We start from the raw sequence: 17,784 nt of genomic DNA, 5'->3' as shown, positions 1-17,784 counted from the left end.
CCGTGCAGCAGTGAGCGACGTTTCACGTGAAACACGATGCACAGCCCCAAGAGCCGTATCGCCGCGACACTCCGGCATACGCCGGTTCGGCAGCTTGGGTGGAGTCCTTCTGGCCCCCTGCAGACGGGGCGGCTGTCCTACCCGCGGCGCCGGCGGGCGCGGCCGGTGCGGGCCGCCTTGGCGCGCTTCGCCGCGAAGCGCACACCCCCGGGACTCTCCCCCACCTCGACCCGCACCACCGTCGACTGCGGATCCACGACGCCACCGCCGACGTGCACGATCGAGGTCGTCACGGCGCCCAGCTTGCTCAGTGCGGTCGCCGCGCTCTTGAGTTCTTCCTCCGCGGTGTCCCCCTTGAGGGCCAGCATCTCCCCGTAGGGCCGCAGCAGGGGGATACCCCAGGTGGCCAGACGATCGAGGGGAGCCACGGCCCGTGCCGTCACGACATGCACGGGAGGGATCTTCCCCATGACCTCTTCGGCCCGGCCGCGGACCACGGTCACGTGATCCAGTCCGAGCAGCTCCACCACCTCGGTCAGAAAGGTGGTGCGCCTCAGCAGCGGCTCGAGCAGGGTGATCTTAAGATCCTCCCGGACGAGCGCCAGGGGAATGCCCGGCAGGCCGGCACCCGACCCGACGTCGCAGACCGTCACTCCCTCGGGGACGACCTCGGAGAGCACGGCGCAGTTCAGCAGGTGCCGCTCCCACAGGCGGGGCACCTCTCGCGGACCGATCAGACCTCGCTGCACACCTGCCTCGGCGAGCAGCTCCGCGTACCGGACCGCGTCTGCGAAGCGGGCACCGAACACCTCGCGTGCCTGCTCGGGCGCGGGGGGAAGCTCCGCTGCCTCGGTCACGGGGAACCGTCCTTCCGTACCGTGCCGGCGACACGCGCCGACACCAGAACCACGAACTATCAGGCTGACAAAATCCGGCCCCGCCTGCGCAACAGACGGGGCCGGTGGAGCACGGAGCCGATTCAGGCGGGAAGCACAACGACGAAGCGCTGCGGCTCCTCACCCTCGGACTCGCTGCGCAGACCTGCGGCCTTGACGGCGTCGTGCACGACCTTGCGCTCGAACGGCGTCATCGGATCCAGCTTCACGGGTTCGCCGCTGCTCCGGGCGTCCGCCGCTGCCTTCGCACCGAGCTCGGAGAGCTCCTCCCGCTTCCGGGCCCGGTAACCGGCGATGTCGAGCATGAGGCGGCTTCGGTCACCGGTCTCCCGGTGCACGGCCAGACGCGTGAGCTCCTGCAGCGCCTCCAGCACCTCGCCGTCGCGGCCGACCAGTTTCTGCAGGTCACGGCTGCCCGTGTCACTGATGATCGATACGGAGGCGCGGTCGGCCTCGACATCCATGTCGATGTCGCCGTCGAGGTCGGCGATGTCGAGCAGGCCCTCCAGGTAGTCCGCAGCGATTTCACCCTCCTGCTCCAGGCGGGTCAGGGTGTCTGTGCCCTCGGCAGCGGTGGAGATGGTGCCTTCCGTCACGGGATGGACTCCTTCTTACTTCTTGGACGGGGACTTGGGCCGCTGCGGGCCCTTGCGCTGTCCGGACTGGGCCTTGCTGCGGGTGGCGCCGCCGGGCTGCTTGCCTGTGCCCTTCTTGGCACCGGCCGCCGTTTTGGCCTTGCTCTGCTGTTCGTCGGACTTGGTGAGCGAGGTGGGTTCGCCGGCGGGCTTGGTCACGCCGGACTGGCGCTGGGACTTGCTCTGCCGCTTGGGCTGCTGTCGCCTGGGCGTCGCCGTCCCGCCGGTCTGGGTGCCGTCCTCGTCGACCGTGGCCTCGCCCTTGACCACGGCGCCGTCGGCCTGGGCGACGAGGCCGTTCTTGCTCAGACCGGTGATGAACTTGCGCTCGTGCTCGTTGCGGTCCCGGCCCTTGGCGACGATGGCCTTGATGATGGCGCGCTGACGACGGTTGCGGGTCCCGCCGTTCTTCAGGATGTGCTTGGAAAGGCGCTCCAGGTAGGCGGCCTGGGCCTTGGAACCCGGGGTCGGGTTGTTGTGGATGACGTACATCTGCTGGCCCATGGTCCACACGTTGGTGGTCAGCCAGTAGACGAGGACACCGACCGGGAAGTTGATACCGAAGACGGCGAAGATGACGGGGAAGACGTACATCAGCATCTTCTGCTGCTGCATGAACGGCGTCTTCACCGTGGTGTCGACGTTCTTCGTCATCAGCTGGCGCTGCGTGTAGAACTGCGACAGCGACATCAGGACGATCATGACCGCCGTGACGACCCGCACGTCGGTGAGCGAGGAGCTGAGCTCCTGGACCTTCTCCGCGCTGTCCGTGAACTTCGCGGCGAGCGGGGCGCCGAAGATGTGGGCCTTCTGCGCACTCCGGAGCAGGCTCTCGTCGATCACACCGATGGTGTTGTTCGACGCGATGCTGTTGAGCACGTGGTACAGCGCGAAGAAGAACGGGGACTGCGCCAGGATGGGAAGACACGAGGACAGCGGGTTGGTGCCCGTGTCCTTGTAGAGCTTCATCATCTCTTCGGACTGGCGCTGCCGGTCGTTCTTGTAGCGCTCCTGGATCTTCTTCATCTCCGGCTGGAGCGTCTGCATCGCGCGCGTCGCCTTGATCTGCTTCACGAAGAGCGGGATCAGGCAGATACGGATGAGGATCACCAGGGACACGATGGACAGGCCCCAGGCCCATCCGGTGTCGGGGCCGAAGATGGCGCCGTACACCGTGTGGAACTGGACGATGACCCAGGAGACGGGTGTCGTGATGAAGCTGAAGAAGCTGGCAATCGTGTCCACTAATCATGCTCCTTGGGCATGGGACGAGGTCTCAGCGGCCGGGCTCGAAGGACTCGTCGGACCTGTGGGGGAAGTCTGTCCTTCGGTGGCCGGTTCGGCGGCGGAGGGCCCGCCCTTGCGTGCACGCCAGGCGCTTCGCAGCATCTCGTGCCACCGCGGGCGCTTGCGCGGAGGGACATGGTCCACACCACCGAGCGACCACGGATTGCACCGCAGGATGCGCCAGGCCGTGAGTGCTGTGCCCTTGATGGCACCGTGCCGGTCGATGGCCGTGTAGCCGTAGTGGGAACACGATGGGTAGTACTTGCACACGGGGCCCAGCAGCGGACTGATCGTCCACTGGTAGAGCTTGATCAGGGCCAGCAGCGGGTACTTCATCGGGTGCCCCCTCCCAGGAGCCGCTGCAGGGCGGCGTCCAGGTCTCGGGCCAGTTCTGCGTGGTCGGCGTCGCCCGCACCGGGCAGCGCTCGTACGACTACCAGGCTACCGGGGGGCAACCGGTCGACTCGCTCGCGCATCAGGTGGCGAAGCCTGCGCTTCACCTTGTTGCGCACGACCGCACCCCCCACAGCCTTGCTCACGACGAAACCCGCACGCGTCGGGGGAGCGCTCTCCCCAGGCGCGTGCGGGTCCGTGGCACCGCTACGAAGGTGTACGACGAGGTGCTGGCGCCCGGCCCGGCGTCCTCGTCGTACGGCGATCGCGAAGTCCTCGCGCCGCCTCAGCCGGTTCTCGGTGGGCAGCACGACGTCATGACCTGATCGGGATCAGGCGGACAGGCGGGCGCGACCCTTGCTACGGCGGGACGCGAGGATCGCGCGGCCGGCACGGGTGCGCATACGCAGCCGGAAGCCGTGGGTCTTCGCGCGACGACGGTTGTTCGGCTGGAAGGTGCGCTTGCTCACTCGGGGGCTCCAGAAAAAGATCGGGGTCTGCGGGATGCCGTCCTGGCTGTCACCGTGCGCCCACGAGTAGCTCGCGTTACGCCCGAGTGCACCGCTGACCGATCACCTTGTGCGATCTGTGCCCATCGGAGGCAGGCGGCAGCAGCCATCGACAACTCGACCTCGTCACGGTACGCGCGGCTGCGCCATTCGGTCAAACCACTGCTCGCCGGGAGACACTTGTCCACAGCCTGGGGACAACAACTTGAACCGTACCGGCCGCCCTGACTACCGTGACTGGACTTCGACTCGTTCCCCTGTGTCCCTTCACCACCCTTTGATCTACCGACCCGTCCCCGAATCACACGTTCGAGGGACCTGTGAGAGAGCGTGCCCTGTGGCTGACGTACCTGCCGATCTTGCCGCAGTGTGGCCACGCGTTCTGGAACAGCTTCTCGGTGAGGGCCGTGGTCACGGGGTCGAGGGGAAGGACGAGCACTGGATCCGGCGCTGCCAGCCGCTGGCCCTGGTCGCCGACACCGCGCTGCTCGCCGTGCCGAACGAGTTCGCGAAGGGCGTGCTCGAGGGCCGCCTCGCGCCGGTCGTCAGCGAGAGCCTGAGCCGCGAGTGCGGACGCCCCATCCGGATCGCCATCACCGTCGACGAGTCGGCGGGCGAGCCCCCGGCCGCTCCCGCCCCTGCCCCAGGGCCCCGTCCCCAGCCCCGGTACGAGGAGCCCGAGCTCCCGACGGCGCGCCCGGACCGCGAGAGCTACGAGCGCGAACAGTACGAGGGCTCCTACGACGGTTATGAGGGGTACGGCCGCCGCCGTCCCGAGCAGCCCGGTCCCCCCGGCGACCAGCTCCCCACCGCCCGCCCTGCCTACCCGGCCGAGTACCAGCGGCCCGAGCCGGGGTCCTGGCCGCGGCCCGCACAGGACGAGTACGGCTGGCAGCAGCAGCGTCTCGGTTTTCCCGACCGGGACCCGTACGCGTCGCCGTCGCAGGACGGGTACGGAGGTCAGGAGGGCTACGGGGGCCCGCCTCCGCAGGACTACCGCCCCCAGCCGATGGAGCGCCCCTCCTACGACCCGCAGCGCTCCGAGTACGAACCGCCGCGCGCCGACTACGACCGCGGTGACTACGACCGGGGCGACTACGACCCGCGTGACGCCGGGCGCCGCGAGCGGCCCGAGCCCCCGGCCGGTTCCGGGCACGTCCACCGGGGCGGACCGGTCGGCCCGAACCTGCCGACCACCGGCGCTCCCGGCCCGCTGGCGGCGCAGCCCGCGCCGGCCACCGGCCCCGGGGAACCGACGGCGCGGCTGAACCCGAAGTACCTCTTCGACACGTTCGTGATCGGCGCGTCCAACCGGTTCGCACACGCGGCCGCGGTCGCCGTCGCGGAGGCGCCCGCCAAGGCGTACAACCCCCTCTTCATCTATGGGGAGTCGGGACTCGGCAAGACGCACCTGCTGCACGCCATCGGGCACTACGCGCGCAGCCTCTACCCGGGCACCCGGGTGCGCTACGTCAGCTCGGAGGAGTTCACCAACGAGTTCATCAACTCCATCCGCGACGGCAAGGGCGACAGCTTCCGCAAGCGCTACCGCGAGATGGACATCCTCCTGGTCGACGACATCCAGTTCCTGGCGGACAAGGAGTCGACGCAGGAGGAGTTCTTCCACACCTTCAACACGCTGCACAACGCCAACAAGCAGATCGTGCTGTCCAGCGACCGGCCGCCCAAGCAGCTGGTGACGCTGGAGGACCGGCTGCGGAACCGTTTCGAGTGGGGGCTGATCACGGACGTCCAGCCGCCCGAGCTGGAGACGCGCATCGCCATCCTGCGCAAGAAGGCGGTGCAGGAACAGCTCAACGCCCCGCCGGAGGTGCTGGAGTTCATCGCGTCGCGCATCTCGCGGAACATCCGTGAGCTGGAGGGCGCGCTGATCCGCGTGACGGCCTTCGCCTCGCTCAACCGCCAGCCGGTGGACCTGGGCCTGACGGAGATCGTCCTGAAGGACCTGATCCCCGGCGGCGACGACTCGGCGCCCGAGATCACCTCGACGGCCATCATGAGCGCGACCGCCGACTACTTCGGCCTCACGGTCGAGGACCTGTGCGGCACCTCGCGCGGTCGCGCGCTGGTGACCGCGCGGCAGATCGCGATGTACCTGTGCCGTGAGCTGACGGATCTGTCGCTGCCGAAGATCGGCGCGCTGTTCGGCGGCCGGGACCACACCACGGTGATGCACGCGGACCGCAAGATCCGCAATCTGATGGCCGAGCGGCGCTCGATCTACAACCAGGTCACCGAGCTCACCAACCGCATCAAGGCGGGCTGAGGGCCGGCCACGACCCGTCGAGGGCGCCTCCGGAGCAGATCCGGTGGCGCCCTTCGTCATACGCCGGGCCGGGGGCCGTCGTGCCCAGGACCGGGGCCGTCTGCCCGTGGGTCAGCGCCTCCGTGGCCGCGCGGGCCCCCCGGGGCCGGAGCCGGCCCGTCGGGCATGAGCCCGTCTCTGATCGGCCGGGACGGGTGACAGGCCTCCGCCGAGCTCGTTCCCGAGCCCTCCGCCGCCCCCGTTGCCGTGCCCTGCGTCTTCCTTCCGTGCTCGCCCACCTCGCCTCGCCCTGCCTATGGCGGCGACCGGCGCTCCGTGACCGCTGTTCGATTAATGGCCTGGTTACGGCCTCTCTCCACAGATTCGGCTACTTTTTCGCGTCCACATCCTGGGGACTGGGAAGTTGTCCCGACGCCGTCCACAGGCGACCCTGGTGAGGGAGGATCGAGCCAGGTCAGCCGGTTGTGGATTCGTGGACGAGCGATCTCCACAGACTGTGGACAAGGAAGTGATCCACAGCCTGTGCACAGAGTTGTCCACCGACAACCCACAGGCTGGGGGCTGTTGTCCCCAGCGATCACCGTTTTCTCCACATGCCTGTCCACTGTTCGGCAACGTGACGCCCGCCCTCACCGGGTCGAGTGAAAGGCGTCACATCAAGGTGCCGCGAGGCCCTGTGGGAAAGACGCCGAAACCTGGGGACGGTGCTGGGGAGAACTCACCCCGACCTGTGCACGGGATGTGCAGAACTTTCCGTTCTCCACAGAAGCCCCTAGTTGTCCACTGCCACCGCCCACAGGGCCAGTGGACAAAATCTGGGTGCTGACCTGCGGAAACGGGGTTATCCACGGTATCCACAGGCCCTACTACTACTCCCAACTAGAGAGAGCGAGGAATTCGTTTCGAAGGGGGTCCTGTGCACAACTCGATGCTTCGACCCCGGCTGCCCCTCGTCACGACTTGACCCCGAGAGGCACCTACTGTCAGTGCCGTGCGTCAGACTGGTCCCCGGTGTCCTTCCCAGTACCGGGAGCGATGACACCGAGTCAGACGACGGAGCCAGGCAGGGCGAGAAGCGCCGGCAACAGCAGGAGGCGGCAACAGTGAAGATCCGGGTGGAACGCGACGTACTCGCGGAGGCAGTGGCCTGGGCGGCACGCAGCCTCCCGGCCCGTCCGCCGGCGCCTGTCCTCGCCGGCCTGCTGCTGAAGGCCGAGGACGGTCAGCTCAGCCTCTCCAGCTTCGACTACGAGGTCTCCGCGCGGGTCTCGGTGGAGGCGGAGATCGAGGAGGGGGGCACGGTGCTCGTCTCCGGCCGCCTGCTCGCCGACATCTCCCGCGCCCTTCCCAACCGGCCGGTGGAGATTTCCACAGACGGTGTACGGGCGACGGTGGTGTGCGGCTCCTCGCGGTTCACGCTCCACACCCTGCCCGTGGAGGAGTACCCGGCCCTGCCGCAGATGCCGAACGCCACGGGCACGGTTCCCGGCGAGGTCTTCGCCTCCGCCGTGCAGCAGGTTGCGATCGCCGCCGGGCGCGACGACACGCTGCCCGTCCTGACGGGTGTGCGCATCGAGATCGAGGGCGACACGGTGACGCTCGCCTCCACCGACCGCTACCGTTTCGCGGTCCGCGAGTTCCTGTGGAAGCCGGAGAACCCGGAGGCCTCCGCGGTCGCCCTGGTGCCCGCCAAGACGCTGCTGGACACGGCCAAGGCCCTGACCAGCGGTGACCAGGTGATCCTGGCGCTCTCCGGCTCGGGTGCGGGCGAGGGCCTGATCGGTTTCGAGGGCGCCGGCCGCCGCACCACGACCCGTCTGCTGGAGGGCGACCTCCCGAAGTACCGCACGCTGTTCCCGACGGAGTTCAACAGCGTCGCCGTGATCGAGACCGCCCCCTTCGTGGAGGCCGTGAAGCGCGTGGCGCTGGTCGCCGAGCGCAACACTCCCGTGCGGCTCAGCTTCGAGCAGGGTGTGCTGATCCTGGAGGCCGGCTCCAGCGATGACGCACAGGCTGTGGAAAGGGTCGACGCCCAGCTGGAGGGTGACGACATCTCCATCGCCTTCAACCCGACGTTCCTGCTGGACGGCCTGAGCGCGATCGACTCCCCGGTGGCGCAGCTGTCCTTCACCACGTCCACCAAGCCCGCGCTGCTCAGCGGGCGGCCCGCGGTGGACGCGGAGGCGGACGACGCCTACAAGTACCTGATCATGCCGGTGCGGCTGAGCGGCTGAGCGGCGGCACCGTCCACAGGTGTGCACCACGCTTCCGGGTCCGGTGGACCACCGGCTCCCGCCGGATCGGCCGGGCCCGGAAGCGCCTGGGGACGAACCCGCAGGTGAGGGCGTGCGTATGAGCGCTTACGCCCACAGATGTGCGTGAGCGTCCGGGTTTAGGCTCGGGACGGTACATCAGTGCCACGGCACGTCCGTGCCGCCACGCCACGTCACGTCGCAACCTAAGGAACACAACTGATGGAGCTCGGTCTCGTCGGCCTCGGCAAGATGGGCGGCAACATGCGCGAGCGGATCCGCCGCGCAGGTCACACCGTCGTCGGATACGACCGCAATCCCGATCTCGCCGACGTCCACAGCCTTCGCGAGCTGGTGGACAAGCTGGCTGCCCCGCGCGTGGTGTGGGTGATGGTCCCGGCCGGCGAGGGCACCCAGGCCACGATCGACGAGCTGGCCGAGCTGCTCGAGCCCGGCGACGTCGTGGTGGACGGCGGCAACTCCCGCTGGACGGACGACGAGAAGCACGCCGAGGAGCTGGCAGCCAAGGGCATAGGCTTCGTCGACTGCGGTGTCTCCGGCGGCGTCTGGGGCCTGGAGAACGGCTACGCGCTGATGTACGGCGGCGACAAGGAGCACGTCGCCAAGGTGCAGCCGGTCTTCGACGCCCTGAAGCCGGAGGGCGACTCCGGCTCGGTGCACGCCGGCAAGGTGGGCGCCGGCCACTTCGCGAAGATGGTCCACAACGGCATCGAGTACGCCATGATGCAGGCGTACGCCGAGGGCTGGGAGCTGCTCGAGAAGGCCGACTCCGTCACGGACGTCCGCGAGGTGTTCCGCTCCTGGCAGGAGGGCACGGTCATCCGTTCCTGGCTGCTCGACCTCGCGGTGAACGCGCTCGACGAGGACGAGCACCTGGACGCGCTCCGGGGTTATGCACAGGACTCGGGTGAGGGACGCTGGACTGTGGAGGCGGCCATCGACCACGCGGTCCCGCTGCCCGCGATCACCGCGTCGCTGTTCGCGCGGTTCTCCTCGCGACAGGAGGACTCGCCGCAGATGAAGATGATCGCGGCTCTGCGCAACCAGTTCGGTGGTCACGCGGTCGAGAAGAAGTAATCCACAGGAGAAGCAGTCATCCACAGGGCCGCACGGCGGCCCACGGCGCCGGGGGAGGTCGGCGAACGACCATGCACGTCACGCACCTGTCGCTGGCCGATTTCCGGTCCTACTCCCGGGTCGAGGTCCCGCTCGACCCGGGGGTGACGGCCTTCGTCGGTCCCAACGGCCAGGGCAAGACGAACCTGGTCGAGGCCGTCGGCTACCTCGCCACCCTCGGCAGTCATCGAGTCTCCTCCGACGCCCCGCTGGTGCGGATGGGGGCCGACCGCGCGATCGTCCGGGCGCAGGTCCGCCAGGGGGAGCGGCAGCAGCTCGTCGAGCTGGAGCTGAACCCGGGGCGTGCCAACCGGGCCCGCATCAACCGTTCCTCGCAGGTCCGGCCGCGCGATGTGCTGGGGATCGTCCGCACCGTGCTGTTCGCGCCCGAGGACCTCGCCCTGATCAAGGGGGACCCGGGCGAGCGGCGCCGTTTCCTGGACGAGCTGATCACCGCCCGTGCCCCGCGCATGGCCGGCGTCCGTTCCGACTACGACCGGGTGCTCAAGCAGCGCAACACTCTGCTGAAGTCGGCCGCGCTGGCCCGTCGGCACGGCGGCCGCACCCTGGATCTGTCGACGCTGGACGTCTGGGACCAGCACCTCGCGCGGGCCGGTGCCGAGCTGCTCGCGCAGCGCCTGGACCTGATCGCGGCGGTCCAGCCGCTGGCGGACAAGGCGTACGAACAGCTCGCGCCGGGGGGCGGGCCGCTGGCGCTGGAGTACAAGCCGTCCGCGCCCGGCGAGGCGCACACGCGTGAAGACCTGTTCGAGCAGCTCATGGCGGCGCTGTCGGACGTGCGGAAGCAGGAGATCGAGCGGGGCGTCACCCTGGTCGGCCCGCACCGCGACGATCTGCTGCTGCGCCTGGGCCAGATGCCCGCGAAGGGGTACGCCTCCCACGGGGAGTCCTGGTCCTACGCGCTCGCCCTGCGGCTGGCGTCGTACGACCTGCTGCGCGCCGAGGGCAACGAACCGGTGTTGGTGCTCGACGACGTCTTCGCGGAGCTGGACACGCGTCGCCGTGAGCGGCTCGCCGAGCTCGTGGCGCCCGGTGAGCAGGTACTGGTGACCGCGGCGGTGGACGACGACGTCCCCCACGTCCTGACCGGGACGCGGTTCCGGGTGGCGGAGGGGACGGTGGAGCGCGCATGAGTGAGCGCCGTGAGCCCGGGGACGCCCCGGGGGGCGTGCCGCAGCAGTCCGGTGTCGATCTCGCGCGGGTGGCGCTGCGGGCGGCCAGGGAGGCGGCCCGCGCGCGTGGTGACGCGGCCCGGCAGAAGAAGCAGGTGCGACGCGGTGGTCTGCGCTCCGGCGCGGGTGCCGACCGGCGGGACCCCATGGCGCTCGGTGCGGCGATCAACCGTCTGCTGACGGAGCGGGGCTGGGAGGCGCCGGCCGCGGTCGGCGGGGTGATGGGGCGCTGGCCGGAGATCGTCGGCGAGGACGTGGCCAAGCATTGTGCGCCCGAGCGGTACGACGAGGACGAGCGGGTCCTGTTCGTGCGCTGCGACTCCACGGCCTGGGCGACGAATCTGCGGCTGCTCGCGCCGACCCTGGTCGCCCGGCTGAACCAGGACCTCGGGCACGGCACGGTGAAGCTGATCAAGGTCAACGGTCCCGGCGGTCCCGCGCGCCGCTACGGACCCCTGCGCGCACCGGGCAGCACCGGTCCCGGTGACACGTACGGCTAGCCGGGCACCGGCGCCGCGCCGCCCCGGTGGTCCGAGGGCCCGTGGTGGGTGCACCGCAGGCCCTCGGGCCGGGCATGGCCGACCGGTCCGACGCCGTCCGGATCACCGGGCGGTGTCGGACCGTCATGCGTGGTCAGGCGAGAGCGGCACGCCATGCGCTGCAGAACTTGGCCGCCCCGTTGGCTCCGTCCCGGAGACAGACCTTGATCTCGACCTTGGTGCCTTCCGCGATCGAGAAGTCGCGCGACACCCCGCCGGCGCTGGACCCCGTGCTCGCGCCGTTGGCGTCGTCCAGGCGGTAGGTCTTGCCGTTGAACCGGATGTAGCCGGAGGCGCGCATGCCGTCGGCCTGGTGATCGGTGACGGTGAACTTCTCGCCGTTGGGCCAGAAGGTCGCCCAGCCGCCGGGGTTGTCGTCCGTGGTCTTGACCGTGATGGGGTCACCGTCCGCCCAGGCGCCCGATGCCGTGCCCATCACCAGTGCCGCCGCGCCGAGGACGACGGCTGCCTTGGACAGAGAACGCTTTCGTATATTCACTTATCCCCGTTTCATTGATTCTTGAACAAGAACCCGCGCCCGGCCGGACGTCAACCACAGGCTCGACCTGCATGGTCAACCGCAGGGCGGCCGCACCGTCGGCGGCTGAGGGCGCGAGCTTTGACGCTAACACGACATGATCGTCACGGCGGCGTCACTTTCGGCCCCCCGTGCACGCCGGGAGCACGGGCCCCGGTGACACGTACGGACGAGAGAACGTCGATTTCCGGCCCGTCCGCATCACGTGATTGACATCACATCAGGGGTTCTCAACCCCCTGATCGGGGCGGTCTCGACCCCTTCGCCCGCGCATCGCACACGAGGGCGAATCGTCACCTGACTCCTAAGTAGCAAAGGGTTGACGGTCAGAAGCGCTGAGTGCCCTCGTGAGCCGCCTGGGGCCCCCATCCGCATATCGGGAGTCGCGAGAGGCCGGTTGAGGGCGGCACATGCGGATCCAGGTACCGGCAAACCCCCATCGATGTCAGCGCTACCGGTAGACTGGAGCCAATCCCGCCCCGATCGTGGGGACCGCCCGGGAAAAGCTGAGCAACGCTGATCAAGGCTTACCAACGCAACATGCCGCAGCCGCTCCGGCGACCCTCCCCCAAAGGGGGTACCCCCAGGAGTTCGGCTCGTGCTGTGCCAGAAAGGGCGCTTCGTGGCCGATTCCGGCAACCCCAACGAGATCATCCCGTCCATCGACGCTGACGACGCCGAGGCCACCGCCTCGTACGACGCCAGCGCCATCACCGTCCTCGAGGGCCTGGACGCGGTCCGCAAGCGACCCGGCATGTACATCGGCTCGACCGGTGAGCGAGGCCTGCACCACCTGGTGCAGGAGGTCGTGGACAACTCCGTCGACGAGGCGCTGGCCGGTCACGCGGACACCATCGACGTCACGATCCTCGCTGACGGCGGCGTGCGGGTCGTCGACAACGGGCGTGGCATCCCGGTCGGCATCGTCCCCTCCGAGGGCAAGCCGGCCGTCGAGGTCGTGCTGACGGTCCTGCACGCGGGCGGAAAGTTCGGCGGCGGCGGCTACGCGGTGTCCGGCGGTCTGCACGGCGTGGGCGTGTCCGTCGTGAACGCCCTGTCGACCAAGGTGTCCGTCGAGATCAAGACCGACGGTTACCGCTGGACGCAGGACTACAAGCTGGGCGTTCCGACCGCCCCGCTCGCCAAGCACGAGGCCACGGACGAGCACGGCACCACGGTCACCTTCTGGGCCGACCCCGACATCTTCGAGACCACCGACTACTCCTTCGAGACGCTCTCGCGGCGCTTCCAGGAGATGGCGTTCCTCAACAAGGGTCTGCGCATCAACCTCACCGACGAGCGGGAGTCGGCGAAGGCCACCGCCGGTGCGGACGAGGCGGGCGAGGACGAGAAGCACGAGGTCAAGCACGTCTCGTACTACTACGAGGGCGGCATCGTCGACTTCGTGAAGTACCTCAACTCCCGCAAGGGTGACGTGGTGCACCCCACCGTCATCGACCTGGAGGCCGAGGACAAGGACAAGCACCTGTCCCTCGAGGTCGCCATGCAGTGGAACGGCGGCTACACCGAGGGCGTGTACTCCTTCGCCAACATCATCCACACGCACGAGGGCGGTACGCACGAAGAGGGCTTCCGCGCCGCGCTCACCTCGCTGATCAACAAGTACGCGCGCGACCGGAAGCTGCTGCGCGACAAGGAGGACAACCTCACGGGTGACGACATCCGCGAGGGCCTCACGGCGATCATCTCGGTCAAGCTGAGCGAACCGCAGTTCGAGGGCCAGACCAAGACCAAGCTGGGCAACACCGAGGTGAAGACCTTCGTGCAGAAGGTCGTCTACGAGCACCTCGCGGACTGGCTGGACCGCAACCCGAACGAGGCGGCGGACATCGTCCGCAAGGGCATCCAGGCCGCCACCGCGCGCGTCGCTGCCCGCAAGGCCCGCGACCTCACGCGGCGCAAGGGTCTGCTGGAGACCGCGTCCCTGCCGGGCAAGCTCTCCGACTGCCAGTCGAACGACCCCACCAAGTGCGAGATCTTCATCGTCGAGGGTGACTCCGCCGGCGGCTCGGCCAAGTCCGGCCGCAACCCCGAGTACCAGGCGATCCTCCCGATCCGCGGCAAGATCCTCAACGTCGAGAAGGCGCGGATCGACAAGATCCTGCAGAACCAGGAGATCCAGGCGCTGATCTCCGCCTTCGGCACCGGTGTGCACGAGGACTTCGACATCGAGAAGCTCCGCTATCACAAGATCATCCTGATGGCGGACGCCGACGTCGACGGCCAGCACATCAACACCCTGCTGCTGACGTTCCTGTTCCGCTTCATGCGTCCGCTGGTCGAGGCCGGGCACGTGTTCCTGTCGCGTCCCCCGCTCTACAAGATCAAGTGGGGCCGGGACGAGGTGGAGTACGCCTACTCCGACCGCGAGCGCGACGCGCTGATCGAGATGGGACGCCAGCGCGGCAAGCGGGTACGCGAGGACTCCATCCAGCGCTTCAAGGGCCTCGGCGAGATGAACGCCGAGGAGCTGCGCATCACGACCATGGACCAGGAGCACCGCGTCCTCGGCCAGGTCACCCTGGACGACGCGGCGCAGGCCGACGACCTGTTCTCGGTCCTGATGGGCGAGGACGTGGAGGCCCGCCGCCAGTTCATCCAGCGCAACGCCAAGGACGTCCGCTTCCTCGACATCTGAGTCGGTCTCAGCTGACCGCATCAGGAAGGATCTTCACCAGCAATGACCGACGAGAACACTCCCGTCACGCCCGAAGAGGACGGCCTCGCGCTGCGCGTCGAGCCGGTCGGGCTCGAGACGGAGATGCAGCGCTCCTACCTCGACTACGCGATGTCCGTCATCGTCTCGCGTGCGCTGCCGGACGTCCGTGACGGCCTCAAGCCGGTCCACCGCCGGGTGCTGTACGCCATGTACGACGGCGGATACCGCCCCGAGCGCGGCTTCTACAAGTGCGCGCGCGTGGTCGGCGACGTCATGGGCAACTACCACCCGCACGGCGACTCCTCGATCTACGACGCGCTGGTCCGCCTCGCGCAGCCGTGGTCGATGCGCATGCCGCTGGTGGACTCCAACGGCAACTTCGGCTCCCCGGGCAACGACCCCGCGGCGGCCATGCGGTACACCGAGTGCAAGATGGCGCCGCTGTCGATGGAGATGGTCCGCGACATCGACGAGGAGACCGTCGACTTCACGGACAACTACGACGGCCGCTCCCAGGAGCCGACCGTCCTGCCCGCCCGCTTCCCGAACCTGCTGATCAACGGCTCGGCCGGCATCGCGGTCGGCATGGCGACCAACATCCCGCCGCACAACCTGCGCGAGGTCGCCGCCGGTGCCCAGTGGTACCTGGAGAACCCCGAGGCGTCCCAGGAGGACCTGCTCGACGCGCTGATGGAGCGCATCAAGGGCCCCGACTTCCCGACCGGCGCCCTGGTGGTGGGCCGCAAGGGCATCGAGGAGGCCTACCGCACCGGCCGCGGCTCGATCACCATGCGCGCGGTGGTCGAGGTCGAGGAGATCCAGAACCGTCAGTGCCTGGTGGTCACCGAGCTGCCCTACCAGGTCAACCCGGACAACCTCGCGCAGAAGATCGCCGACCTGGTGAAGGACGGCAAGATCGGCGGCATCGCCGACGTGCGCGACGAGACCTCCTCGCGCACCGGCCAGCGCCTGGTCATCGTGCTCAAGCGGGACGCGGTCGCCAAGGTCGTCCTGAACAACCTGTACAAGCACACCGACCTGCAGACGAACTTCGGCGCCAACATGCTGGCGCTGGTGGACGGCGTGCCGCGCACGCTGTCGCTGGACGCGTTCATCCGCCACTGGGTCACCCACCAGATCGAGGTCATCGTCCGCCGGACCCGTTTCCGGCTGCGCAAGGCCGAGGAGCGCGCCCACATCCTGCGTGGCCTCCTGAAGGCCCTGGACGCCATCGACGAGGTCATCGCGCTGATCCGGCGCAGTGACACCGTCGAGATCGCGCGCGGGGGCCTGATGGACCTCCTGGAGATCGACGAGATCCAGGCCAACGCGATCCTGGAGATGCAGCTCCGCCGGCTGGCGGCCCTGGAGCGGCAGAAGATCGTCCAGGAGCACGACGAGCTCCAGGCGAAGATCGACGAGTACAACGAGATCCTGGCCTCCCCGGTGCGTCAGCGCGGCATCGTGAGCGAGGAGCTGGCCGCGATCGTCGAGAAGTACGGCGACGACCGCAAGACGAAGCTGATCCCCTACGAGGGCGACATGTCCATCGAGGACCTGATCGCCGAGGAGGACATCGTCGTCACGGTCACCCGCGGCGGCTACATCAAGCGCACCAAGACGCACGACTACCGGGCGCAGAAGCGCGGCGGCAAGGGCGTGCGCGGCACGAAGCTCAAGGAAGACGACATCGTCAACCACTTCTTCGTGTCCACGACGCACCACTGGCTGCTGTTCTTCACCAACAAGGGCCGCGTCTACCGCGCGAAGGCGTACGAACTGCCCGATGCCGGCCGGGAGGCCCGCGGCCAGCACGTGGCCAACCTGCTGGCGTTCCAGCCGGACGAGGTGATCGCCGAGATCCTGGCGATCCGCGACTACGAGGCCGCGCCGTACCTGGTGCTCGCCACCAAGGCCGGTCTGGTCAAGAAGACCGCGCTGAAGGATTACGATTCTCCGCGTTCCGGTGGTGTGATCGCGATCAACCTGCGCGAGCAGGAGGACGGTTCCGACGACGAACTGATCGGGGCCGAACTCGTGTCGTCCGACGACGACCTTCTGCTGATCAGCAAGAAGGCGCAGTCGATCAGGTTCACCGCCACGGACGACACGTTGCGTCCCATGGGCCGTGCGACCTCGGGCGTCAAGGGCATGAGTTTCCGCGAAGGGGACGAGCTGCTCTCGATGAATGTTGTTCGACCCGGTACGTTCGTGTTCACTGCCACCGACGGCGGGTACGCGAAGCGGACCGCTGTCGACGAGTACCGCGTCCAGGGTCGCGGCGGCCTCGGCATCAAGGCTGCCAAGATCGTCGAGGACCGCGGAACCCTCGTCGGCGCGCTGGTGGTCGAGGAGACCGACGAGATCCTCGCCATCACGCTGTCCGGCGGCGTGATTCGTACGCGAGTCAACGAGGTCAGGGAGACGGGCCGTGACACCATGGGCGTCCAACTGATCAATCTGGGCAAGCGCGATGCCGTGGTCGGCATCGCCCGTAACGCCGAGGCGGGACGCGAGGCGGAGGAAGTCGACGGCGACGTGGCCGTGGACGAGACCGACGAGAGTGCCGCGACCACCGGCGCGGTCGAGGGTGAGGCGCCCTCGACCGAGTAGGACGAGGAGTGAGTCAGCGTGAGCGGAGCCACGGGCGCCGGACCCACCGGTACCAGTACGGGGACGGACGGCGGTGCCCGTGGCTCAGCCGCGCAGGCGACGGATCCGCACACGACCAACCTCAAGCCGATCAAGGCCGACGACACGCGCGCGTCCGGCCCGCAGGGATCCCAGGGGGAACGTGTGACGGACAGCCGGGGCCCGCAGCAGGCCCCCCAGTCGGCGTCGCCGCTGCCGGGAGAACGGCAGTCGCAGCAGCAGTCCGGCCCGTACCACCCGCCGCAGGCCTACCCGGCGCAGGGCGGGACGGCCGGCGGCCAGGCCGGCGCGGTGCGCCGCGCGCGCACCGGGGCCCGCACCACCCCGCGCGTCCGCAAGGCGCGGCTGCGGGTGGCCAAGGCCGACCCGTGGTCGGTGATGAAGGTCAGCTTCCTGCTCTCCATCGCGCTCGGCGTCTGCACCATCGTGGCGTCGGCCGTGCTGTGGATGGTCATGGACGCCATGGGCGTGTTCTCGACCGTGGGCGGCACCATCTCGGAGGCGACCGGCTCCAACGAGTCGAACGGGTTCGATCTCCAGGCGTTCCTGTCGCTGCCCAACGTCCTGCTCTTCACCACGATCATCGCGGTCATCGACGTCGTCCTGGCGACGGCCCTGGCGACGCTCGGCGCCTTCATCTACAACCTCTCCGCGGGCTTCGTGGGCGGCGTCGAGCTGACGCTGGCCGAGGACGAGTGAGCGGGGCGGGGAGCCGGTCCGGCCTGCTCGGACGGTCCCCCGCCAACCGATTTTGGGACTGCCCCGGTCGTGCGCTAATCTTCAGGA

General features: G+C 68.8%; 15 protein-coding genes. 8 read left to right on the top strand and 7 right to left on the bottom strand.

Annotated features, from left to right (window positions below; all coding sequences use genetic code 11):
• Positions 1 to 137 precede the first annotated feature (137 nt).
• The 6 genes from rsmG to rpmH form a co-directional block, all read right to left on the bottom strand.
• Entirely contained in the window at positions 138 to 857 is a 720-nt protein-coding gene (gene rsmG, locus ACIRPP_RS18080) for a 16S rRNA (guanine(527)-N(7))-methyltransferase RsmG (protein ID WP_192230952.1), read from the bottom strand.
• A 122-nt stretch (positions 858 to 979) separates the two neighbouring features.
• Positions 980 to 1,492, bottom strand: coding sequence for a protein jag (locus ACIRPP_RS18075; RefSeq protein WP_403643494.1), 513 nt, complete (start codon positions 1,490 to 1,492; stop codon positions 980 to 982).
• A 15-nt stretch (positions 1,493 to 1,507) separates the two neighbouring features.
• Complete coding sequence (gene yidC / locus ACIRPP_RS18070; RefSeq protein ID WP_403643491.1) at positions 1,508 to 2,776, bottom strand: membrane protein insertase YidC; 1,269 nt, start codon at positions 2,774 to 2,776, stop codon at positions 1,508 to 1,510.
• Between the two features lie 3 nt (positions 2,777 to 2,779).
• The gene (gene yidD / locus ACIRPP_RS18065; protein ID WP_362094020.1) at positions 2,780 to 3,154 is read right to left on the bottom strand and encodes a membrane protein insertion efficiency factor YidD; all 375 of its coding nucleotides are present in this window, start codon (positions 3,152 to 3,154) and stop codon (positions 2,780 to 2,782) included.
• Positions 3,151 to 3,522 carry a ribonuclease P protein component gene (gene rnpA, locus ACIRPP_RS18060; protein ID WP_403643487.1) on the bottom strand — a complete coding sequence of 124 codons (372 nt, stop codon included), beginning with the start codon at positions 3,520 to 3,522 and terminating at the stop codon, positions 3,151 to 3,153. The genes yidD and rnpA overlap by 4 nt, the downstream gene beginning before the upstream one ends.
• A 21-nt stretch (positions 3,523 to 3,543) precedes the next feature.
• The gene (rpmH, locus tag ACIRPP_RS18055) at positions 3,544 to 3,681 is read right to left on the bottom strand and encodes a 50S ribosomal protein L34 (RefSeq protein WP_003956500.1); all 138 of its coding nucleotides are present in this window, start codon (positions 3,679 to 3,681) and stop codon (positions 3,544 to 3,546) included.
• 376 nt (positions 3,682 to 4,057) lie between these two features.
• On the opposite strand from rpmH, the gene dnaA reads away from it, so the two are divergent.
• From dnaA to ACIRPP_RS18030, 5 genes are all read left to right on the top strand, one after another.
• Positions 4,058 to 6,007, top strand: a complete 1,950-nt coding sequence (dnaA, locus tag ACIRPP_RS18050; RefSeq protein ID WP_403643482.1) for a chromosomal replication initiator protein DnaA — start codon at positions 4,058 to 4,060, stop codon at positions 6,005 to 6,007.
• Positions 6,008 to 7,110: 1,103 nt separating this feature from the next.
• Positions 7,111 to 8,241, top strand: a complete 1,131-nt coding sequence (gene dnaN, locus ACIRPP_RS18045) for a DNA polymerase III subunit beta (RefSeq protein WP_403643479.1) — start codon at positions 7,111 to 7,113, stop codon at positions 8,239 to 8,241.
• A gap of 240 nt (positions 8,242 to 8,481) precedes the next feature.
• On the top strand, positions 8,482 to 9,357 hold the full coding sequence (gene gnd / locus ACIRPP_RS18040) for a phosphogluconate dehydrogenase (NAD(+)-dependent, decarboxylating) (RefSeq protein WP_403643476.1): 876 nt from the start codon (positions 8,482 to 8,484) through the stop codon (positions 9,355 to 9,357).
• A gap of 71 nt (positions 9,358 to 9,428) precedes the next feature.
• Positions 9,429 to 10,550: a DNA replication/repair protein RecF gene (recF, locus tag ACIRPP_RS18035; RefSeq protein ID WP_403643473.1), complete on the top strand. Its 1,122-nt coding sequence runs from the start codon at positions 9,429 to 9,431 to the stop codon at positions 10,548 to 10,550.
• Positions 10,547 to 11,089 carry a DUF721 domain-containing protein gene (locus tag ACIRPP_RS18030; RefSeq protein WP_403643470.1) on the top strand — a complete coding sequence of 181 codons (543 nt, stop codon included), beginning with the start codon at positions 10,547 to 10,549 and terminating at the stop codon, positions 11,087 to 11,089. Before recF ends, ACIRPP_RS18030 begins: the two co-directional genes overlap by 4 nt.
• A gap of 133 nt (positions 11,090 to 11,222) precedes the next feature.
• On the opposite strand, the gene ACIRPP_RS18025 is transcribed toward ACIRPP_RS18030, so the two are convergent.
• Positions 11,223 to 11,627: a hypothetical protein gene (locus tag ACIRPP_RS18025; RefSeq protein ID WP_403643468.1), complete on the bottom strand. Its 405-nt coding sequence runs from the start codon at positions 11,625 to 11,627 to the stop codon at positions 11,223 to 11,225.
• 661 nt (positions 11,628 to 12,288) lie between these two features.
• Between ACIRPP_RS18025 and gyrB the strand changes: the two genes are divergently transcribed.
• Genes gyrB through ACIRPP_RS18010 form a run of 3 tightly spaced genes read left to right on the top strand, consistent with a single transcriptional unit; the run spans position 12,289 to position 17,697 of the window.
• Positions 12,289 to 14,325 (top strand): DNA topoisomerase (ATP-hydrolyzing) subunit B, encoded by a 2,037-nt coding sequence (gene gyrB / locus ACIRPP_RS18020; RefSeq protein WP_403643957.1) that lies wholly within the window; start codon positions 12,289 to 12,291, stop codon positions 14,323 to 14,325.
• 42 nt (positions 14,326 to 14,367) lie between these two features.
• On the top strand, positions 14,368 to 16,959 hold the full coding sequence (gene gyrA / locus ACIRPP_RS18015; protein WP_403643465.1) for a DNA gyrase subunit A: 2,592 nt from the start codon (positions 14,368 to 14,370) through the stop codon (positions 16,957 to 16,959).
• Between the two features lie 18 nt (positions 16,960 to 16,977).
• Entirely contained in the window at positions 16,978 to 17,697 is a 720-nt protein-coding gene (locus tag ACIRPP_RS18010; protein ID WP_403643462.1) for a DUF3566 domain-containing protein, read from the top strand.
• The last annotated feature ends 87 nt before the right edge of the window (positions 17,698 to 17,784 follow it).

Origin of the sequence: Streptomyces sp. NPDC101219 (assembly GCF_044767675.1) — a bacterium.
GTDB lineage: Bacteria > Actinomycetota > Actinomycetes > Streptomycetales > Streptomycetaceae > Streptomyces.
The sequence above is the reverse complement of the archived record's forward strand: the minus strand, read 5'-3'. Positions and strand labels throughout refer to the sequence as shown.

Coding starts and splice junctions, on each gene's coding strand:
- yidD (WP_362094020.1), bottom strand. CDS start 3,154: ATGAAGTACCCGCTGCTGGCCCTGATCAAGCTCTACCAGTGGACGATC.
- ACIRPP_RS18030 (WP_403643470.1), top strand. CDS start 10,547: ATGAGTGAGCGCCGTGAGCCCGGGGACGCCCCGGGGGGCGTGCCGCAG.
- recF (WP_403643473.1), top strand. CDS start 9,429: ATGCACGTCACGCACCTGTCGCTGGCCGATTTCCGGTCCTACTCCCGG.
- gyrA (WP_403643465.1), top strand. CDS start 14,368: ATGACCGACGAGAACACTCCCGTCACGCCCGAAGAGGACGGCCTCGCG.
- gnd (WP_403643476.1), top strand. CDS start 8,482: ATGGAGCTCGGTCTCGTCGGCCTCGGCAAGATGGGCGGCAACATGCGC.